The sequence below is a fragment of the Methanobrevibacter sp. genome (genome assembly GCA_022775905.1).
In the GTDB taxonomy this organism is placed as follows: Archaea; Methanobacteriota; Methanobacteria; order Methanobacteriales; family Methanobacteriaceae; genus Methanocatella.
Map to the genome: position 1 here is coordinate 77902 of JALFJX010000009.1, position 20676 is coordinate 98577.

A 20676-nucleotide genomic window follows, 5' to 3' on the forward strand; every position below is an offset into this window, starting at 1 on the left:
AAAGCCACTAAAATTAGAGGAAACCATGAAGAATTAGTATTCATGTGCATTACCTTAAAACTTTATATGTAATCTATTTGATTACCATTAAAGTGTCACCAGCATTTACTGCATCACCAGGTTCTACGAAGATTTCTTCAACAACACCATCAACTTCAGATTGAATGTCGTTTTCCATTTTCATAGCTTCAAGAACGCAGATTGTGGATCCTTTAGTAACTTTATCTCCAACATTAACTTTAAGTTTGATTACCATACCATTCATGGAAGATGTAACTCCTCCTTCAACTGGGTGGAAATTACCATTATCAGCTTCGCCGATTTCCATATATCCAGTAGGCATGATTTTAACTTCAAACATATCCCCATCAACTTCAACATTATATTGAGTTGGGATTCCAATTGCTTCATCTTCACTGAATGCATGAGGTGCTTTGAGTTCTTCTTCTTCAGCTTCTCCTTTAAGGAATTTTGGAGCAATTGGTGGGTATAATGCATAGGTTAATGCATCTTCATCAGATTTGACAAATCCTTTTTCTTCACCTTCAGATTTGAATTTATCAAATTCAGGTTCAAGTAAGTCTGCAGGTCTGCAGGTAATAATTTCTTCATCACCTAAAATCTTTTTGGATAATTCTTCATTTACAGGCGCAGGAGATTTACCATACATTCCTTTCATGTAATCTTTAACTTCGTTAGACACAGTTTTGTATCTTTCTCCACCTAAAACATTCATTACAGATTGAATACCCACAATTTGGCTTGTTGGAGTTACAAGAGGCGGGTATCCCATATCTTTTCTTACACGAGGCATTTCATCCAATACATCATTGTATCTGTCAAGTGCATTTTGTTCTTTAAGTTGGGAAATCAGATTTGAAAGCATTCCACCAGGAATTTGGTATAATAATACATCAGCATCAATACTTGTGGATATTGGGTCTAAAATTCCTAAATATTTTTCTTTAATGTCTTCAAAGTATTTTTTAATTGAAGTCAATAATTTTAAATCAAGACCAGTGTCAAATTCAGTTCCTTGAAGAGCAGCAACCATACTTTCTGTTGGTGGTTGACTTGTTCCCCATGCGAGAGGTGAAATAGCAGTATCTAAAATGTCAACTCCAGCTTGACATGCTGCATAATAACTGATTGGAGTCATACCACTGGTACAGTGACAGTGCAAATCTACAAGCAAATCAGTTTCTTCTTTTAATTTTGATACTAACTCATAAGCAGCAGTAGGAGTGATTAAACCAGCCATGTCTTTAATTGCAACAGAATCACAATCAAGTGCTTCTAAATTTTTAGCTAAATCCACAAAACCATCAATGGTGTGAACTGGACTTATAGTGTAACTGATTGTACCTTGTACATGAGCTCCTTGATCTTTAGCAACTTTAATTGCTTTTTCCATGTTTCTGATATCATTTAAAGCATCAAATACTCTAAATACATCTACACCATTTTCGTAGGATTTTTCTACGAATTTTGTTACAATATCATCAGGATAATGTTTATAACCTACTAAATTTTGCCCTCTTAAGAGCATTTGAATAGGAGTTTTGTTAAATTCAGATTTTAATTGTCTTAATCTTTCCCATGGGTCTTCATTTAAATATCTAATACAAGTATCAAAAGTAGCTCCACCCCAAGCTTCTACTGAAAAATAACCTACTTTATCCATTTCTTCAGCAATAGGAATCATATCTCTGGTTCTCATCCTAGTTGCAAGTAGAGATTGGTGAGCATCACGAAGTGCTGTTTCTGTAAATCTTACTTTTGCCATTATTTACACCTCTTATAAATTATTCATTTACAAATAATCATAAAATATTCAACTATAATATATCTTTTTTGTATTATATAAAAATATGCAAAAAATCAGTATATACTATTAATTTCAAGAGATTTTAAAAAAAAGTTTTAAATTAAAAAAATAAAAAAAGATGAAAATTGAAAAATTATCTTTCTAAATCACCAGAAATGAATTTTTCAACATTTTCAAATGCTTCATCATCAGTGTATTGAATTGGAGGGTGTTTCATTGTGTATGAAGAGATAGAAGTCAATTGTCCACCAACGCCTCTTTCCAAACCGATTTTACAACATCTGACAGCATCAATTACACAACCTGCAGAGTTTGGAGAATCTTCTACACTTAATCTGAGTTCAATATTCATTGGAACATCACCAAATGTACGACCTTCCATTCTGAGGAAACATAATTTGTTATCGTTTTGCCATGGGACATAGTCACTAGGACCAATATGAATATCCCTATCATCCATTCTTTCTTTTAAAACTGATTGAACAGCTTCTGTTTTAGATTCTTTTTTAGAATCTAATCTTTCACGGTTAAGCATGTTTAAAAAGTCAGTGTTACCACCAGTGTTAATTTGATAAGTTTTATCTAATTTTACTCCCCTATCCATGAATAAACTAGCCAGTGTTCTGTGAGTGATAGTAGCACCAATTTGAGCTTTAATATCGTCACCAACAATTGGAATTCCTTTTGCTTTGAATTTAGCATCCCATTCATCATCACTTACAATGAATACTGGCATACAGTTAACATATGCAACACCAGCATCAAGAGCACATTGAGCATAATATCTTGCAGCTTTTTCTGAACCTACTGGCAAGTAATTAACCAAAATTTCTGCACCACTTTCTTTTAAAACTTCAACAACATCAACAGGATCTTCATCACTTACAACAAAAGTGTATTCATCATCATAGTTAGCCATGTGTTCTGCAACACCATCTAAAACATGACCCATACTTACTTTTGCTTCATATTTAGGAATATCTTCTTGGAAAACAGTTGTACAATTTGGTTTTGCAAAAATAGCTTCATCAATAGTTTTTCCAACTTTTCTTGCATCAACATCGAAAGCAGCAACAACTTCAATATCGCTAGGTTCATAACCTCCGATATCCCAATGCATAAGTCCTATTGCATCTTCAGGGTTCTTACCATCATAATAATGAATTCCTTGAATAAGAGAACTAGCACAGTTTCCTATTCCAACAATTGCTATCTTAATTTTATTCAATATAACACCAGCTTTAATAATTATAATTAATACTTTAATAAAATAAAATACTAATATTATGTTAATCAATATACCTTATATAATTATGGTAATAACTAAACAATAAGGAACAATAACATGAACCCATATATAGAAATTTTAAGACCAGGAAATGCATTAATGGGTGCAATATCAATAATTTTAGTTGCACTTATTGATAAGACAATTTCAATCCCAGTAATTCTTGCAATGCTCACAGTATTCTTTGAAACAGCAGCAGGAAATGTGATTAATGACTATTTTGATTATAAAATTGATTTAATAAACAAACCTGAAAGACCAATACCCTCCGGAAGAATTTCACTTGAAAATGGTAGAAACTATGGATATCTCTTATTTGCTGCCGGAACAATGTGTGGTTTTTTAATTAGTTACATTACAAACAATTGGATACCATTTGGAATTGTATTATTTGCAGATGTTGTTCTTTATTTATATGCATACACATTAAAAACAACACCATTACTTGGTAATTTAACTGTAGGTTTTATGACAGGATTTGGATTTGTATTTGGAGGATTTTCAATTAATAATCCAAGCATAATAATGACTTCATTGTTCTTAGGTTTCTTTGCATTTGTAATGACAACCGCACGTGAAATCGTGAAAGATATTGAAGACATTGAAGGAGATAAAGCAGACTGTGCAAAAACACTACCAATATTAATCGGTGAGAAAAAACCAGCAATACTTGCAGCTGTTTTAATAATAATTGACAGTGCATTATGCCCTTTATTATATTATTATCATATTTTTGGAATATTATACTTGGTAGTAATTGCTATTGCAGTTATATTATTCATTTACTCTGCAATTTTGATATTAAAATCACAGGAAAGAGCAGTTGCAGCAAAAGTATCTAAAAATTTAAAAATAGGAATGTTAATAACTTTTGTTGCATTCGTATTTGGATCATTAATGTAATAACTAATTACATTTATATATATAGAAATATGAAAAATTATTAATAATGTTTAAAGAGTTTAACATAAACAAAAAGGACAAATATTATTTACTAGCTATTTTAATATTTAGTACAATCCTCATAGGTTATTATATCAATTTCAATAACCAGATTGGCATTTCTTGTTCTGATGTCTATGTTTATCTCATAAATTCTCTTTATTATTCTGGTGAAAGTGTAAACATAACTCAATTTATCCACATATCACCAGTAATTTGCATTTTAACATCTCTTCTTTTCAGATTAGGATTTGTAGATAAAATAGCAATTTATGCAGTTACTGGACTATTTGCAATAATTGGAAATATAGGATTTTACTTATTTCTCAAAAAATTCTTCAACGAAGAATTAAGTTTAACTGGAACAATACTTTATTCATCATTTTCACTATACCTTATTTGGCTTGCAAATGGAACATTGGACATTCCTGCAACCGGCATAATAATCTGGATTGCATTATTAAGTGTGATTGCAGTTAGAGAAAATCCAAAATACTATCAATATGTAATTCCATTGATGGTTATTGGACTTTATACAAGATATCCAGTAATTCTAACAATACCTGCATTTTTCTTATTATATGTCCTCGAAAATGGATTTAAAATAAAACCGGACGAATGGAAATATATAAAAAGAGGAATAATTATTGCAGTAGTCATAGCTGTTGCAGTATTTTTATTAGTTTTTACTATGGGACATGGCAGATTTGATGCTGCTAGCCAAATGGCAAATGGAATACAAGGAAAAACAGGAGAACTAAATGATCCTGCATACAATCCGGACTCAACATATTATTTAGTGAATTATATCACTTACATATCAAGTTCACATACAGTATTCGAAACAAATCCGACATTCTACTCTCCTACAATATTAGCATATGCAATTTTTGCATTATTAATTATTGGAGCAGGATTCTGGTTATATGACCATCATGACATAGACCTTTCAAAAACAGACATATTTGCAATTTTATTACTTATAATAAGCATTGCAACTTTTAAAATGTTTACTTCTGTAATCACCTCTGTTTTAGTTTACATTGGAATTTATCTGCTTGCAAAAGATCGTGAATTCAACAATGAAGTATTCATGTTAGGTTGGATTTTAGCAAATGGAATATTTCTTAGTTTTGACATAGTCAAGGTTAACAGATATATGATTCCTACATTGCCACCATTCATATTCTTTGTTTTAATGGCAATAGAAAATATTCATTCCCATACTAAAATCAATGAAAATATAATCCCAATAGCTTTAATAGTCTTGTTTGTAATCCAAGCATTTGCATTTACATATACAGTTGAACCGACAGATAAATACTTAACTCCTGAGCAGATTTCAAACCAGATAATTGATAATAATCCAGACTATGAAAACATGAGCATTGGTGTTTATAATATAAGACCATATAGCTGGTGGCTTGGTTCAAATACAATAGGAATCCCATCAGACAATCAAAGTCAAATCGACCAAAGCAATGTCAGTTATTACATTTCTAACAAGCACATGGACAATTTGACAAATTTTACTGAAATAAAAAATATTAATGAATTATATTTATATAAAAATACTAATTTTTAGCCAAATATCACCACTGAAAATTACTTTTTTTAACTATTTTTAGAAACATATATAATAAAAAAAATAAAAATAAAATATCATAAAAAGTAATTTAAGAGGATAATATGAAAGTTGTATGCTGTAAGAACTGTGGTGCAAAATACCAACTCGATGATGATGATGACATATCTACATTCGAGTGTTCTTCATGTGCAGGTGACTTAGAATACTTAGAAAACTATTCTAATGAAGAAAAAGAATCCAACAATTCATTAATTAGTTCAAGATATGATAATTCATATATTGTTCAATGCCAAGACTGTGGATTGAAATACAAAATCAAAAGCAGCGATAGCATACTTGATTATGAATGTGACAGTTGTGGTGGATCTTTAAGATATTTAGATGAAGAGATGAATAAAGAGTTAGATTCATATCTTGAGGAAAGACGTACAGAGATTCAAAACATTAGAAGAGAATCAAAACCTAAAGAACCAACATCTGAAGAATTAAACACAAATAATACCCCCTCAATAAAATCAATTACTAACAAACTTGAAAATTTCTTTTCAGAAGAACGTATGTTGCAAATAGCAGATACAGAAAAAGAAGAGGAAGAAATTCAAGAAAAAGTAATTGCAAAAACAGCAAGAACAACTATACCACAATCCGTTTTATCAAGATTTGGAAAAGAATTTGCAGTTCCTAAGACCAATGATTATGATGTCTTGAAAAATTTCCTTAAAACTGAATTTTTCAAAGGAATGGAAGAATACTATCCAAAAAATAGTGAAACAAAATCAAGTAATCGTTTCCTTGATAAAATTAGCTTAAAAGAACCTGATAATGGAGAATTAACTCCTGTTGAAACTTCACTTATAAATAATGAACCTAAATTTGACATCAAAAATATTGATGTGAAAAACATGGACACCAATAATACAATCATTATTATTGGAGCTGTCATATTTATTTTAAGTATAATTGAAATTTTAGCTATCAACAGTGGTGTAGGAATTGTTGCTTTATTTATTGGAGTAATTATCTTATGTTATGGAATTTATAAAACTAGAGATGTAAAACAAACTGAAGAAAGAACAAGAATAATCAGAGAACACTTGTTAAGTCTTCCAGAAGAATTTTATGTTTTCTACAATGTTAAAACTCCAACTTCCACTTCAGGTATTAACCACGTTGTTGTAGGACCAACTGGAATTTATGCATTACTTTCACAAAAATATAATCCAAAACTTAGATTAGAATCAGAAAATGAAAATCTAAATTTAATTGGTACTATTGAACCTGAAGAAAATAAAATTGAAGAATTCCCAAGTTATGGGAACACAAGAAAATTTAGATATACAACAAAACAAGCTAAATTTTCACAGGACAATAAAGTCAAACAAAAATCATTAAGTTTAGGTGAAGATTTAATAAACTTCCTTAATGACAACAATATTAAAAATTGTTTTGTTGAACCATTAGTTGGATTCATAAACAATGAGGTTGTAGTCATAAATATGCCTTTAACCGATGAAGACTTATTTATTGAAGAATTATTAAATAAAATCCAGACTGCTACAATTAAATTAGATTCTGAAACAATCGATAAATGTGCTGTTTTAATCAACAAATATTCAGCCGACTGTTCTTCAGAATTTTAATTTCTTTTTTTATTTTTTTAAAAATAGTCTATGACAACATATCATATTCAATCAAAGAACCTTTAGGAATATCATAATTTACTTTTTTACCGATGATTTCATCTATCTTTTCAGGAGAAATTCCATTAGCAGGTCTTTTAAAGTCAATATCTATTTCATTAATAATATCCCCAGATTTAATATCTCTTTTAGCAACAATAGATTTCCTAACATTTTTCCTTGAAAAAGATTCACAAATCAGAGGCTGTTTACTTTTATATCCATTAATTTTAGATAATACACTTGAATTTAATTTGAAAATACGAATGTCATCTTCATCCATAGCAAATTCATGGCCTTCAATAGATTTATCAATAGTAAAATATTTTTCTAAAACTACAGCACCATAATTAAATGCAGTAGTTAAAATGAACATGAAATCATCAGAAATTGTATAATCAGAATAACCTACATCATAATCTTCAAAATGACCTGCAAGATCCTTAATCATTAAAAGATTAGCATCATCCAAATTAGCAGGATAAGACAATACAGAATGCATTATAATGATTTTAAAATTAGAATTATCTTCAATGCAAGAAACAGCATTCTTTATCTCCTTTAGATTGGCTGCAGCAGTTGACAACATTATTGGTTTCTTTTTAGTGGAAATATAATCAATAAGTGGAATATTAGTTAGATTAGAAGAAGATATTTTATAACCATCAACCACATCATCTAAATTATCAACAATTTCTTTATTATCTGGAGTTATAATAAATGCTAATCCAAGTTCTTTTGAATAATCCGCTAATTTTTTATACTCATCAAAAGTTAATTTGTCTGATATGTTTGAATCATCTTCATAATTACAATGAAGATATTCAGAATCCCCAACATGGAAATTAACACCATCAAGACCAGATTCACTACATTTTTCAACTAAAAATTTAGCCATTTGAATATAATGAACGTTCTCTTTTTCAGCAAGATCATAGTAATTAAAACTAATTTCTCCAATCAAAAAAGGATGTTTGTTGATTACATTCATAATATCCCTCACTTTTTCATTAAGAAATTCCTATATTCTTCCTTAACCACTGCACAAATATTTTCATAACCATGCTTAAAGTCAATTGATCTCATTTTTTTATGCATATCCACTCTGAGTTCATAATTATTAACCAACTCTAAAAATTGATCAATGAACTCCTGTTTTGTTAAAGAATCAACATCACCAAGATTTAAAATACCATTAACATTATTTGCAAAAACATGTGAAGCTTCTAAATCATTTTGATAAACACAAATAGTAGGAATACCTAATGAAGAAGCATCATACATAATCTTACTAGCAGAAGTAATTAATATGTCTGCTTTAAACATGAAATCGCTGACATTTGAAACATTTTGATAAATTTGGACTAAAGGATTGGTTTCATATTTGGATATGAACTGTTCAATGTTCTCATATCCTCTGCCTAAAATGATATTAATTTTCTTTTCGTAGGTTGTGGACAAAATTGCTGCTAAGAATTTTTCAGATAACCTCTTAGGATCATTTCCATCAATCATGATTAAAATATTATTTAAATCTTGGGTAATTACCTTACAAGGTTGGAAATAAAATTCATCTTTAAGAACATGGAATTTATGGCCAGAATATACATTTGTATCACTCAAATCATGTTCATATAATGAATCAAACACCACATCTGCAAGATTTGATCCTACACCTAAATCATCAAAATTAACAACAAAGTATCCTTTTTCCTTTAAATCGGACATATATTCTTCAGTGGTATCAGACACATCATTGATTACAATTTGAGCACCAAACTCTTCTAAAATATTGTAAATACTCTCATGACCGTCATAAATTTTATAGTTAAAACCAAACTTTTTAACTAAATTTTGCCCTAATTCCTGTTGCTCATCTAAAACAAACAAAAATTCATGAGAAACAAGTTTTGATGCAAAAGCTAAACAGCTATTTATTCTTCTGGTTCCGATTTCATTATTCGCATTGACAACAATAGCTATTTTTTTTCTTTGAATAATTGTTTCAACAGCCCACCAATCTTTAAACCCATCAATAGAAATAGCTTCTTCATCAGACAACACCACTACATCAATATTGTCCCCAATGCAAGAAATTTCGTTTATAAAACCTCTACGGGTAGCAATGACTGCACCAGTTTCTCTAAAAGAACTTGGTAAATCTTTTTTATCCACTCTTTCAATGTAATTTGGGAAGAATCTTTTATTATCTTCATCATATCCCCAATATAGATGTTTATCCTCCACAACAGATATTACACTTTCAAGACCAAAATCATCAAATTTTTCAATAGCAGAATCTAAAGTTTGTACTTTAAGTAATGGTGCTGTCGGTAACATTGTGATTACAATATCATATTCATCAAATGCCTCTTTCTCTTTTTGAACCATTGCATCGAAAATAACAGCTTCCAGAGGAATATCTTCACCAGACAAATCCTCTGAGCGCCTAATAACACTTGCTCCAAACTTTTCAGAAATGGAAGCAATTTCAGAATCATCAGTAGTTACAACAACATCATCAACATATTGGGATGATTTAGCGATGTTAATTGAATAGTAAATCAAAGGTTTATTATCCAACAAACGAACATATTTGCGGGGAATTCCTTTTGAGGTTCCTTTTGCTGGAATAACTACTAAAATTTTATTATTATTAAACATGTCAATCCTTATATCCATAAATTTAATTAATACAATAATAAATATACTAATAATATATTATTAAATCTTTGGTGTTAATATGAATATGAAAAGTATGTCAGATAAATTATTACAAAAAATAAATGAATTATCCACACCGGTTAAGATAATGCATGTTTGTGGTTCCCACGAACATACTATAATGGAAAATGGGATTAGAAGTTTACTTCCAGAAGAAGTGGAAATTATTGCAGGACCTGGATGTCCTGTCTGTGTGGTCCCATCACGTGAAATTGATGAAGCATTAGAATTAATTGACAGAGGAGTCACAATTACAACCTTTGGAGATATGTTAAGAGTCCCAGGTTCTGAAAGATCACTTGCAGATGCAAAAGCTGAAGGAGGAGACGTAAGAGTTGTTTATGGAATTAACAGAGCTATTGAAATAGCTGAAAAAGAAGACAATGATGTTGCATTCATATCAGCAGGATTTGAAACAACTGCACCAACAACTGCAGCAGAATTGTTAGCAACACCTCCTGAAAACTTCTCAGTACTCTCATGCCACAGATTAATACCCCCAGCTATTGATTTTTTAATCAATTCAGGAGAAACCAGTTTAAATGCATTAATTGAACCAGGACACGTTTGTACAATAATAGGAACCAAACCATTCGAATATTTCTCAAGTGAATTTGGAATTCCACAAGCAGTAGCTGGTTTTAATCCATTAGACATATTGATGTCTGTATACATGATTTTAAGACAAATTCATAACGAAACACCAAAAATTGAAAATGAATACACAAGAGCAGTTAAAGATGAAGGAAACGTAATCGCACAAGAAAAGATGAATCAAGTATTTGAAGTGACCTCCAGAGAATGGAGAGGATTTCCTAAAATACCAAACTCAATCTTAGAAATTAAAGATGAATTCAGTGAATTTAATGCTCGTGAAAAATATGATATTGAAGTAAAAGATGTTAACGAAGCACCAAAAGGCTGTATCTGCGGACCTATTTTAAGAGGACTTGCAAGACCAGAAGACTGTAAGTTATTTAGAAAAGCATGTAACCCATTGCACCCTATCGGAGCTTGTATGGTAAGTAAAGAAGGAACATGTAACATCGCACACAGATATTCAAGAGGATAACATGACAATTGAAGCAATTGCAGTAGATATTGACGGAACAATTACTGATGAAAAAAGACAAATCTGCATCTCTGCTATTGAAGCATTAAGAAAAGCAGAAGCGAAAGGAATCCCAACAATTATCGTAACAGGAAATGTTGTAAACTACGCTTATGCAACTGAAGTCTTGATTGGTTGTAGTGGTGGACTTGTAGCGGAAAACGGCGGCGTTGTCTTCAAAGAAGGGGAAAACAATAATGCTGTTGAAACATTAGTAGAAAGAGGATTTGTAACCTCTGCTGAAGAACACCTAAAAGACAAATTAGGTGATAACTTCGATAAACATGCATCTCACGACAATATGTACAGATTAACAGAAACTGTATTTTATAAAACACTTGCTCGTGAAGAGTTAGAAGATGCATTAAAAGATTTTAAATATTTGGACCAACTCGAAATTTATGACAGTGGTTTTGCATTGCACATTACCGACAAACGTATCAATAAAGGAACTTCACTCAAATATCTATGTGAAAGAAATGGAATAAACATGGAAAACGTTATGGCCATTGGAGATAGTCAAAATGATGAAGATTTCTTGAAAGAAGCAGGATACAAAATAGCTGTTGGAAATGCAGAAGATAAGTTAAAAGAAATAAGTACCTACACCTGTGAAAACATGTTTGGTGATGGAGTAGCAGAAGCTATTGAAAAATTTGCATTATAGGGATAAAATGATATATGAAATAGCACAAGAAGCAAAAAAAGCAATAGAAAATGATTGCGATGCTTATGAGATATACATTGATGAATCAAAATCCATAGAACTTGACTCCAGAAAAGAGGAATTGAATTTTGCAAAAGAGGAAATTGATTGTGGAGTTGGGATCAGAGTAATTAAAGATAACAAAATTGGTTTTGCATTCACTTCAAACATGGATAAAATAGCTGAAACTGCAAAACAATCAATTGAAAACACTAAACTTAACAAAGTTGATGAAAATTATACATTTGCAGAAATTGAAGATGTCCCAACTGTTAAACAGGTATATGACAAAAAGTTTAATGAATTGAGTCTTGATGAATCTATTGAATTTTTAAAGAATACAATAGACACAACACTTGATCAAGGATGTGACATAACCGGATCAGGATTTTCAGCAAGTGAAGGAAGATCACTTATTCTAAATTCAAACGGAGTTTCAATTGAAGATGAAGGCACTGGGTTTGGCATTGGTTTATCTGTAACTATGCAAAAAGACGGTAAAATCGCAACAGCATACAATTCACAATCCTCAAGATTCTTTGATTTGGATGGTGAAAAATTAGCGATTGAAGTATGTAATCTTGCTAAAAGTTCACTTGACACCAAACCTGTTGAAACAAATGATTATGATGTAGTTCTTGATTATTATGCTGCAACTGGTCTTTTACAGACTTTCATGAGTGCATTCAATGGAGAAAATGTTATGAGAGGAAGATCCATTTTGAAAGATAAAATGGGCTCAGAAATAGCAAATCCTAACTTAACAATTATCGACAATCCACTTTTGGAAAAAGGAATGTACACCTCAAAATGTGACGGAGAAGGTAGTGTAAGTCAAAAAACTGATTTAATTAAAGATGGAACATTAAACTCATTCATTTATGATATTTATACTGCAAATAAAGCAGGAGTTGAAACAACTTCAAACGGACTTAGAGGTTCTTATTTAACAACACCCATGATTTCGCCTACAAACCTTGAATTTAAATTTAAAGACATGAAAGAACTGTCTGAAATCAAAAAAGGTGTTTTGACAACCAGTGTTTTAGGAGCACACACTGCAAATCCTATTTCTGGAGATTTCTCAGTTGAAGCAAGTAATGCATTCAAAATAGAAAATGGTGAATTAACTGATCCTATAAATAAAGCTATGATTTCAGGAAATATATTTGAAATTATGAAAAAAGTAGAAGGCCTGCAATCCGAAATAAAACAATACGGATCATTCATTATTCCTAAATTGTTAGTTCACGATTTAAGAGTTGTCGGACAGAACTAATAAAAAAAAGAGTGTGGAAAAATTAAATCTTTTTTAATTTTTCTCTATATCTATTAATTGTGGATTCAGAATAGTCAATAGACAAATAATCTGATGTTAATTTTTTATTATCATCAAATTCTTTAATTTTACTATCCATGATTTTATCAATTTCTTTATCTAATTTTCTAATTTGATTTTCAAAAGAATATTCTGATTTTCTAATATCAATGTTGCTTTTGCGAGAAATCTTTTCAAGTTCTTTATCAACATCAAATTCTTCTTTTTTAGGCATATAAACACCTACATTTCGATAATTGGTAATTGAATCTCAGTAATATAATCTTTTTCATTGTCACAATTGTGGACATTTTTAACTAAAACTTCTTTAGGTGATCCAATAATATCATAATGATTTTCTTGAGCAATATCAACCAACTTTTCATATGTTTCCATGATATTGTCAACAGGACCATAATGACGGCCAGATAAAACTTTGTTGGAAATCATGTCAACAACACGAATCCTATCAGTTTCATTAGCATCCTCTTTAATTGGAATACTTACATCATATACTGCATCGCCTTCATTGACTTGATGTCTTGGTGAGAAGTAGACAATGAATGGTTCACCATCAGTTTTAATATCTTCTGCATCAATCCAACCCATTAACATTGAAAGGAAAATTTCTAAATCAGTAATTGGAGTTTTACAATTAATAACAGCTAATTTTTGTTCTGGAATTACTTTAACTTCACTTTCCATTTTTACACCTTTTATAATACTTTATAATATTTAATTAAATAAATAAACTTCGACTTCTTCGCCTTCATCTAAAAGTTCAACAGATTTTGGAACTTTAACATAACCATCTGCTGTTGAAAGTGAAAAAATTGCTCCAGAATCTTTGAAGATCGGATGAATATCTTCACCATCCACTTTAACAAGCTGATATTGCATTCTTCCAACAGGAGAGTGTATCCTTCTAGTCATTTTACCTTTAACAGTATCAAGTTCAAAGTCCTTATCAATACCCGCTAATTTAGTCAATGGTTCTGCAACAAATGCATTGAATATCATTAAAGCGGAAACAGGATTTCCAGGAAGACCAATAACCAATTTATCTTCAATTACACCAACAATAGTAGGTTTACCTGGCTGAACTGAAATACCATGAATGTAAACTTCACCCAATTCTTCTAAAACACTGTTTAAAACATCTCCAAGACCAGCAGAGGTTCCACCAGAACAAAGTACAATATCCACTTCTTTTAAAACATCAGTTAATTTTTGTTTAACTTCATCATAGTTATCTCTCATAATGCCTAAAAAATGAGCATCCGCACCACAGGAAATAGCTGCGTTCTTAATCATACCACCATTGACATCATAGATTTTACCATAACTTAATTCCTCTCCTTGAAGAGTGATCTCATTTCCAGAGGAAATTACTCCCAAACTAGGTTTTTTATAAACTTCAATAGTTTCAAAACCTTGTGAAAGCAATACTCCAATTTTACCAGGATTTAGGAAATCTCCTTTTTTAAGAATTAACTTACCTTCTTCAATATCTGATCCTTTACGAGCAACATCCTGTGAAGGAGTAGCAGTAGTCAGTAAATTAACTTCACCATCCAATTTTTCAGCATACTCCACCATTACAACAGATTCCGCCCCTTCAGGCATTGCAGCACCAGTACTGATTTCAATACATTTTCCTTTTTCCACTTTCTTATCAGTTGTTGCACCTGCTTCTAGAAAGTCAACAACTTCCAAGGTTTTAGGATTTTCTTCTGATGCCCCAAAACTGTCTTCAGCAAGTATTGCAAATCCATCTTTTAAAGCCTTGTTGAATGGAGGAAAATCCATTCTTGAATAAACATCCTCAAATAAAATTCTTCCATATGCTTCTGTAACAAGAATTTCTTCACTTTCTTGAGTTAATTTTTCATTGAATAAATTTTGAATAATATCAGTAGCTTCATCACATTCTTTAATTTTTAAAAATTCAGTTCCCATAATCACCACTTATATAACATACAATAACTTAATATATAATATATTGATAAATATATAAATAATTTAATCTTATATAATTTATTATAATTTTGGAGGAGAGTATTTGTCTAGACCTAATCAAAATCAACAACAAGAATATAAAAGAGTAAGAACTCCTAAAAAAGGTGAAATTCCTGGAGTAGTTGAACAAATTATGGGACACGGAAAATTAAAAGTACGTTGTGCTGATGGAAATATGAGAATGACCAGAATCCCTGGAAAAATGAAAAAACGTATTTGGATTCGTGAAGGAGACGTAATCCTTGTAAAACCATGGGATTTCCAATCTGATGAAAAAGCTGATGTAATTTGGAGATACACCAAAACCGAATCAAATTGGCTTGAAAGAAAAGGCTACTTAAAAATGTAGTCTAACTACTTATTTTTTTGATTTTAATGGATTCCAAAATAGTTAAAGCAGATGCAAAACACGAAAAAATACATTCCCGAAAAAGAAAGAAAGACAGTTCTGATAGAAAAGTGGGAAATGAAATTTTCGATAAAATAACCTTAGAAACATTATACAAATTAGCTAATCAGGGACACATTGATATTTTAAATGGTGCTATAAGTACAGGTAAAGAAGCCAATGTACTTACAGGCATTACTGAAGACAAAAAATTTATTGCAGTTAAAGTTTATAGAATTGCAACATCTGATTTTAAAAAAATGGATTATTACCTCAAAGGAGATCCAAGATTCCATCTTAAAACCAAAAATAAAAGAAAAATCATTTATTCTTGGGTTACAAAAGAATTTAAAAACCTAACAAGACTTGAGTCTGCAGGAGTTAAAGTACCTCATCCAATTACAAGTGCAAATAATGTATTGTTAATTGAATTTATAGGTGATGAACAAGGGAATCCTGCCCAACCTGTTAAAAATCAACCACCAAAAGACCCTGAAGAATTTTTCAATAAGTTAATCGAAAATCTAAAATTATTTGTAAATGAAGCAAAATTAGTGCATGGAGACTTGTCAAATTACAATATTTTAAATAAAGATGAAGAACCAGTCATTATAGATGTTTCACAGTCCGTTGTTTTAGACAATCCCATTTCAAAAGAACTTCTTGAAAGGGACATTAACACACTTGTTCGTGAGTATACCAAATTTGGTGTTGAGACTAGTTTTGAAAAAATTTGGGAATATGTCAATCCTAAATTTTAATTAAAATATTACTCACACACCGCAAATATTATTACTTTTTTAATTCTACATAGTAACTTATTTTTTTCATTGAAACCATTTTAGAACATGAAATAAATTTTTTACATATAATTTAAAGTTATATCACTTAAAACTTATTAAAAATCAATGATTTAATAATTAAAATTCAAATTAAGAATTAAATTATATAATAATGATTAATTATGATTAATTAATTATTTTAGATTTTTTCAATCAAAATAGCTAAAAAATAAGAATTAAACATTATTTTCAATTATAACTTATATTTGCCCCTTTTTTAGTTGTGTTAAACTGTCTAATATATTATTTATAAAATTAAACAGTAATTTAAAAATATATACAATTTATTAAAAACTGTACAATAAGTATAAATAACATTACACCATAAATTCTAATTAGACTTAATTTTATTAACATGAATAAATTATTTATTGAAAATTAAGTCGAAAAATATAGAGGTTATATTAAATGTTTAAATTTGATAAAGAACAAGAAGTTTTTGACTTCGGTGGAGTCAAAATGGGTGGACAACCTGGAGAATACCCAACTGTATTAGCTGGTACTATTTTCTACGGTGGACACAACATTCTTAATGATGAATTAACCGGTGACTTCGATAAAGCTAAAGCTGAAACTTTAATCAACGATATGGCATCCATTTCTGATGTAACTGGAAACCCATACATTGTACAAGTTTTCGGACAAACTGTTGAAGCTCTCCCTAAATATATTGAATTTGTTGGTGAAATTTGTGATGCTCCTTTCCTTATAGATTCTACATCTGGAGATGCTAGAGTTGCTGGTGCACAGTACGCTGATGAAACCGGATTAACCGAAAGAGCTATCTACAACTCAATCAACATGGCAGCAGACAAATCTGAATTACAAGCTCTCGCTGAAACTGACATTTCTGCATCCATTATCTTAGGATTCAACCCAATGAATGCTACCGTTGAAGGTAAAATGAACATGTGGGAAAACGGAGACAATGGTGCTTATGAAAAAGGTTTACTTGAAGTAGCTGCAGAATGTGGTATCGACAAATTTATGATGGATACTGCTGTAACTCCTTTAGGACAAGGTGCAGGTATTGCTGCTAGAACTTCCTTTGCAGAAAAAGCTAAATGGGGATACCCAGTTGGATCCGGTATTCACAACGTACCTTCTGCATGGGACTGGTTAAGAGACTACAAAAAAGAAGGTAACAAAACTGCATTCACCGTTTGTGATATTGGTGCAAACATTGTTCAAGTTATGTGTGGAGGAGACTTCGTTCTCTTTGGACCTATTGAAAACGCAAAAATTGCATTCCCTGCAGTAGCACAAACTGATATGTTCATTTCCGAAGCTGCAAAACCTTTAGGAACTGAACCTGTAGATTACCACCCAATGAACAAATTATTATAAGCAATTTGTTATAGACTTATCAAAAGTTACATTTTCAAACCTCAACATCAATTTGTTCTAAATGTCATTCCCTAAAATGATATTTAACAAATCTAAACATTAATCCAAAATACCGAATTAGCACTGGACCTCCAAACACGTCCAGTGCTATTAAAATAAAAACTATTTTTTATAAACTTATTTTTTAGTAAACAATATCTTTTTAATCCTAAATTTTAAATAACTTCAGATAAATAATTATTAATAATTTTAATTTAAGAAAAAAGGTGAAATTATGCCGGAAACAGATTATTTAAAAATACCTCAAAATAGAGTAGGGGCATTAATTGGAAGCAATGGAGGAGTTAAAAAGTCCATTGAAAAAGCAACTGGAACTATTCTCGACATAGATAGTGATGAAGGTACCGTTTACATCACACCTAGCGACAATATGGAAGATCCATTAGGAGTTTGGAATGCAAACCATATCGTCAAAGCAGTTGCACGTGGATTCAATCCAGAAGTTGCATTGAAATTAGTTAGTGACGATTATTATTTAGAAGTAATTAGCTTACCATTATACATTGGAAAATCCAAAAAAGCCCTCGCAAGACATAAAGGAAGAATCATCGGAAAAGACGGGAAAACACGTGAAATAATTATGGAAATGGCTGAAGTTGACATGGCAATTTACGGTAAAACAGTTTCATTGATAGGGGAAATGGACAACATAATGGTTGCTAAAGAAGCTATTGAAATGATTTTGAAAGGTTCCAGACATAAATCAGTTTACGGATTCTTAGAACATAAAAAAGAAGATTTAAAAATGAAAGAATTCAAAGACCTTGTTGGAATCGAAGATGACAAAATCGAATTCAAAGACGGAATTGAATTTGATGAAAACATGTTACAGTAACATTTAATGTTACTATTTTTTCTTTTTTTAAATTAAAGTATTACTTTAATGCAATTTTCATACCATAATTATTCAAATAATAGAAAACTATTATATACATCGATAGACATATATAGATAGTGTAGTACAAATACGATATTTTCTACATGTTTTTAACTTATTATTTTATTATATATTTAATCAATATAGATAGGGCAATAGAAAAATATTAGTTTTCAAATGCTCTCTAACTTCATTTAAATATAAAACATCACATAATAAAGTAAAACATATACCAATTTTAGGAGGAATTTTTTGGCAAGTCAGGAACCAGGACTTGATTGGAATCAGGATTTTAAAAACTTGACTCCATCCGAGTTTTTTAGAAAAAACAAGCAAATGTTAGGATTTACAGGTAAAATCCGTTCATTAACTATTGTATTTCACGAATTAATCACAAACAGTTTTGATGCATGTGAAGAATCTGGAATATTACCTGAAATCGAAATTGAATTAAAAAGAGTTGACAAGGAACATTATATTCTCAGACATAAAGATAATGGGCCAGGTATCCCTGAAGATTATGTAATGAGAGTTTACTGTAGTATGTTTTCAGGATCCAAATTCAGAAACATACAATCAAGAGGACAACAAGGATTAGGTTGTAGTGGTTGTGTATTACTTTCACAGATGACCACAGGTAAACCTGCTCGTGTAATTTCCTGTTACAAAGAAAACGGTGAAATTAAAGGAGTGAAAATGAAATTCCAAATGGATGTGAAAAACAACCGTGGAATTTTAATGGAAAGAGAAGATTATCCAGCAGAAAGTACTGGAGTATGTATTGAATTACAATTCAAAGAGGTTTCATATTCTCTTGCAGAACAAGGTGCTTTTGAATACATCAGAAGAACCATGATTGGAAACCCTCACGCTAAAATTACATTCAGAGATCCATCCGGACATAAATACATATTCAAAAGAGCAGCAGACATTGTTCCAATCCTTCCAAAAGAAGTATTACCTCATCCAAAAGGTGTAAGTGCTGATGATTTAATGACAATGGCACAAAACACAGACAGTAGAAGATATAAAAGTATGTTAACCTCATCATTATCTAGAATGTCCAACAAAAGAGTGGATGAAATTTCAGAACTTACTAAAATTGACATGAATAAACGTCCGAAAGACCTCACATTTCCTGAAGCAGAAGCTATTGTACAGTGTTTCAAAAAAATGAAATTCATGGCTCCTCCAACTGATGGACTTATACCTATTGGATCAGAACAAATTGAAAAAGGTATGAAACAAATTCTTAAACCTGAATTTGTAACAACAATTACCAGAAAACCTGTAACCTACCAAGGTGGGGTTTCATTCATTATTGAAGCCGGACTTGCTTACGGTGGAGATGCAGGAAGAGTTGTAAAAGAACAAAGAAAATCTGAAATCATGAGATTTGCAAACAGAGTTCCATTAACTTTCGATGCAGGAAGCTGTGCTATTACTGAAGCTCTCAAAAGTATCGATTGGAAACGTTACGGTCTTAGAGACTTAGATAACACACCATTAACTTTATTTGTAAATATTATTTCAACACAAGTACCATATCTTTCAACTGGTAAACAAAGTGTATCACCAGAACCTGAAATCGTGCATGAGATCAGACAATCCACTATGAAATTAGCTCGTAAGCTTCAAAAACACTTAAGAGCTAAAAAAGCAGCAAAAGAAAAAGAAAAACGTTCAAAAGTATTCGAAGATTATGTACCAGTAATCATCGAAGAAGCTGCAAAACTAGGAGAAACTGGAGTTCCAGAATATCAAGAAGTTTTAGCAAAAGTTACCAAAAAAGCTCTTGCAGAATTACTTGGTGAAAAAGTTGAGGAAGAAGAGGAAGAAGAAGAACTTGACGCAATCATCATGGAAGAAGTTGATGAAATGGGCCATACTGTTGACTCAGAAAATAGCTCATTATACGACTTTGAAGAAGATGATGTTGATGATGGATTTGAAGACTAG

At 30.9% G+C, this 20676-nt stretch carries 18 protein-coding genes; 11 read left to right on the top strand and 7 right to left on the bottom strand.

Annotation, left to right across the window (positions count from 1 at the left end):
• Positions 1-73 precede the first annotated feature (73 nt).
• Positions 74-1786 (bottom strand): sodium-extruding oxaloacetate decarboxylase subunit alpha, encoded by a 1713-nt coding sequence (gene oadA, locus MR875_02465; GenBank protein ID MCI6993712.1) that lies wholly within the window; start codon positions 1784-1786, stop codon positions 74-76.
• Between the two features lie 175 nt (positions 1787-1961).
• On the bottom strand, positions 1962-3056 hold the full coding sequence (locus MR875_02470; GenBank protein ID MCI6993713.1) for an inositol-3-phosphate synthase: 1095 nt from the start codon (positions 3054-3056) through the stop codon (positions 1962-1964).
• Positions 3057-3173: 117 nt separating this feature from the next.
• On the opposite strand from MR875_02470, the gene MR875_02475 reads away from it, so the two are divergent.
• From MR875_02475 to MR875_02485, 3 genes are all read left to right on the top strand, one after another.
• Positions 3174-4019, top strand: coding sequence for a UbiA family prenyltransferase (locus MR875_02475; protein MCI6993714.1), 846 nt, complete (start codon positions 3174-3176; stop codon positions 4017-4019).
• Between the two features lie 46 nt (positions 4020-4065).
• Positions 4066-5643 (top strand): glycosyltransferase family 39 protein, encoded by a 1578-nt coding sequence (locus tag MR875_02480; protein ID MCI6993715.1) that lies wholly within the window; start codon positions 4066-4068, stop codon positions 5641-5643.
• A gap of 104 nt (positions 5644-5747) precedes the next feature.
• Complete coding sequence (locus MR875_02485; protein MCI6993716.1) at positions 5748-7286, top strand: zinc-ribbon domain-containing protein; 1539 nt, start codon at positions 5748-5750, stop codon at positions 7284-7286.
• A gap of 28 nt (positions 7287-7314) precedes the next feature.
• Here MR875_02485 and MR875_02490 read toward each other — a convergent pair whose 3' ends face one another.
• On the bottom strand, positions 7315-8316 hold the full coding sequence (locus tag MR875_02490) for an N-acetylneuraminate synthase family protein (GenBank protein ID MCI6993717.1): 1002 nt from the start codon (positions 8314-8316) through the stop codon (positions 7315-7317).
• A gap of 8 nt (positions 8317-8324) precedes the next feature.
• Complete coding sequence (locus MR875_02495; protein MCI6993718.1) at positions 8325-10007, bottom strand: UDP-2,4-diacetamido-2,4,6-trideoxy-beta-L-altropyranose hydrolase; 1683 nt, start codon at positions 10005-10007, stop codon at positions 8325-8327.
• A 67-nt stretch (positions 10008-10074) separates the two neighbouring features.
• On the opposite strand from MR875_02495, the gene hypD reads away from it, so the two are divergent.
• From hypD to MR875_02510, 3 genes are read left to right on the top strand one after another with little or no spacing between them, the layout of a single operon-like run.
• Positions 10075-11121 (top strand): hydrogenase formation protein HypD, encoded by a 1047-nt coding sequence (gene hypD / locus MR875_02500; protein MCI6993719.1) that lies wholly within the window; start codon positions 10075-10077, stop codon positions 11119-11121.
• Between the two features lies 1 nt (position 11122).
• Positions 11123-11827 carry a phosphoglycolate phosphatase gene (locus MR875_02505; protein ID MCI6993720.1) on the top strand — a complete coding sequence of 235 codons (705 nt, stop codon included), beginning with the start codon at positions 11123-11125 and terminating at the stop codon, positions 11825-11827.
• Between the two features lie 7 nt (positions 11828-11834).
• Positions 11835-13145 (top strand): TldD/PmbA family protein, encoded by a 1311-nt coding sequence (locus tag MR875_02510; GenBank protein MCI6993721.1) that lies wholly within the window; start codon positions 11835-11837, stop codon positions 13143-13145.
• A 22-nt stretch (positions 13146-13167) separates the two neighbouring features.
• Here the strand turns inward: MR875_02510 and MR875_02515 are convergent, their stop codons facing one another.
• From MR875_02515 to MR875_02525, 3 genes are read right to left on the bottom strand one after another with little or no spacing between them, the layout of a single operon-like run.
• Positions 13168-13419: a hypothetical protein gene (locus MR875_02515; GenBank protein ID MCI6993722.1), complete on the bottom strand. Its 252-nt coding sequence runs from the start codon at positions 13417-13419 to the stop codon at positions 13168-13170.
• An 8-nt stretch (positions 13420-13427) separates the two neighbouring features.
• Positions 13428-13889 (bottom strand): GyrI-like domain-containing protein, encoded by a 462-nt coding sequence (locus tag MR875_02520; protein ID MCI6993723.1) that lies wholly within the window; start codon positions 13887-13889, stop codon positions 13428-13430.
• Positions 13890-13919: 30 nt separating this feature from the next.
• Positions 13920-15143, bottom strand: a complete 1224-nt coding sequence (locus MR875_02525) for a molybdopterin-binding protein (protein ID MCI6993724.1) — start codon at positions 15141-15143, stop codon at positions 13920-13922.
• A gap of 103 nt (positions 15144-15246) precedes the next feature.
• On the opposite strand from MR875_02525, the gene eif1A reads away from it, so the two are divergent.
• The 5 genes from eif1A to top6B all read left to right on the top strand — a co-directional run bounded on the left by eif1A (position 15247) and on the right by top6B (position 20676).
• Complete coding sequence (gene eif1A / locus MR875_02530; protein ID MCI6993725.1) at positions 15247-15552, top strand: translation initiation factor eIF-1A; 306 nt, start codon at positions 15247-15249, stop codon at positions 15550-15552.
• A gap of 26 nt (positions 15553-15578) precedes the next feature.
• Entirely contained in the window at positions 15579-16352 is a 774-nt protein-coding gene (locus MR875_02535; GenBank protein MCI6993726.1) for a serine protein kinase RIO, read from the top strand.
• A gap of 489 nt (positions 16353-16841) precedes the next feature.
• Entirely contained in the window at positions 16842-17780 is a 939-nt protein-coding gene (mtrH, locus tag MR875_02540) for a tetrahydromethanopterin S-methyltransferase subunit H (GenBank protein MCI6993727.1), read from the top strand.
• Positions 17781-18054: 274 nt separating this feature from the next.
• The gene (locus MR875_02545) at positions 18055-18675 is read left to right on the top strand and encodes a KH domain-containing protein (protein ID MCI6993728.1); all 621 of its coding nucleotides are present in this window, start codon (positions 18055-18057) and stop codon (positions 18673-18675) included.
• 294 nt (positions 18676-18969) lie between these two features.
• Complete coding sequence (gene top6B / locus MR875_02550; GenBank protein ID MCI6993729.1) at positions 18970-20676, top strand: DNA topoisomerase VI subunit B; 1707 nt, start codon at positions 18970-18972, stop codon at positions 20674-20676.

Coding starts and splice junctions, on each gene's coding strand:
- mtrH (MCI6993727.1), top strand. CDS start 16,842: ATGTTTAAATTTGATAAAGAACAAGAAGTTTTTGACTTCGGTGGAGTC.
- MR875_02515 (MCI6993722.1), bottom strand. CDS start 13,419: ATGCCTAAAAAAGAAGAATTTGATGTTGATAAAGAACTTGAAAAGATT.
- MR875_02490 (MCI6993717.1), bottom strand. CDS start 8,316: ATGAATGTAATCAACAAACATCCTTTTTTGATTGGAGAAATTAGTTTT.
- oadA (MCI6993712.1), bottom strand. CDS start 1,786: ATGGCAAAAGTAAGATTTACAGAAACAGCACTTCGTGATGCTCACCAA.
- MR875_02525 (MCI6993724.1), bottom strand. CDS start 15,143: ATGGGAACTGAATTTTTAAAAATTAAAGAATGTGATGAAGCTACTGAT.
- MR875_02505 (MCI6993720.1), top strand. CDS start 11,123: ATGACAATTGAAGCAATTGCAGTAGATATTGACGGAACAATTACTGAT.
- MR875_02520 (MCI6993723.1), bottom strand. CDS start 13,889: ATGGAAAGTGAAGTTAAAGTAATTCCAGAACAAAAATTAGCTGTTATT.
- MR875_02510 (MCI6993721.1), top strand. CDS start 11,835: ATGATATATGAAATAGCACAAGAAGCAAAAAAAGCAATAGAAAATGAT.
- MR875_02535 (MCI6993726.1), top strand. CDS start 15,579: ATGGATTCCAAAATAGTTAAAGCAGATGCAAAACACGAAAAAATACAT.
- hypD (MCI6993719.1), top strand. CDS start 10,075: ATGAAAAGTATGTCAGATAAATTATTACAAAAAATAAATGAATTATCC.
- MR875_02480 (MCI6993715.1), top strand. CDS start 4,066: ATGTTTAAAGAGTTTAACATAAACAAAAAGGACAAATATTATTTACTA.
- MR875_02475 (MCI6993714.1), top strand. CDS start 3,174: ATGAACCCATATATAGAAATTTTAAGACCAGGAAATGCATTAATGGGT.
- MR875_02545 (MCI6993728.1), top strand. CDS start 18,055: ATGCCGGAAACAGATTATTTAAAAATACCTCAAAATAGAGTAGGGGCA.
- MR875_02495 (MCI6993718.1), bottom strand. CDS start 10,007: ATGGATATAAGGATTGACATGTTTAATAATAATAAAATTTTAGTAGTT.
- MR875_02485 (MCI6993716.1), top strand. CDS start 5,748: ATGAAAGTTGTATGCTGTAAGAACTGTGGTGCAAAATACCAACTCGAT.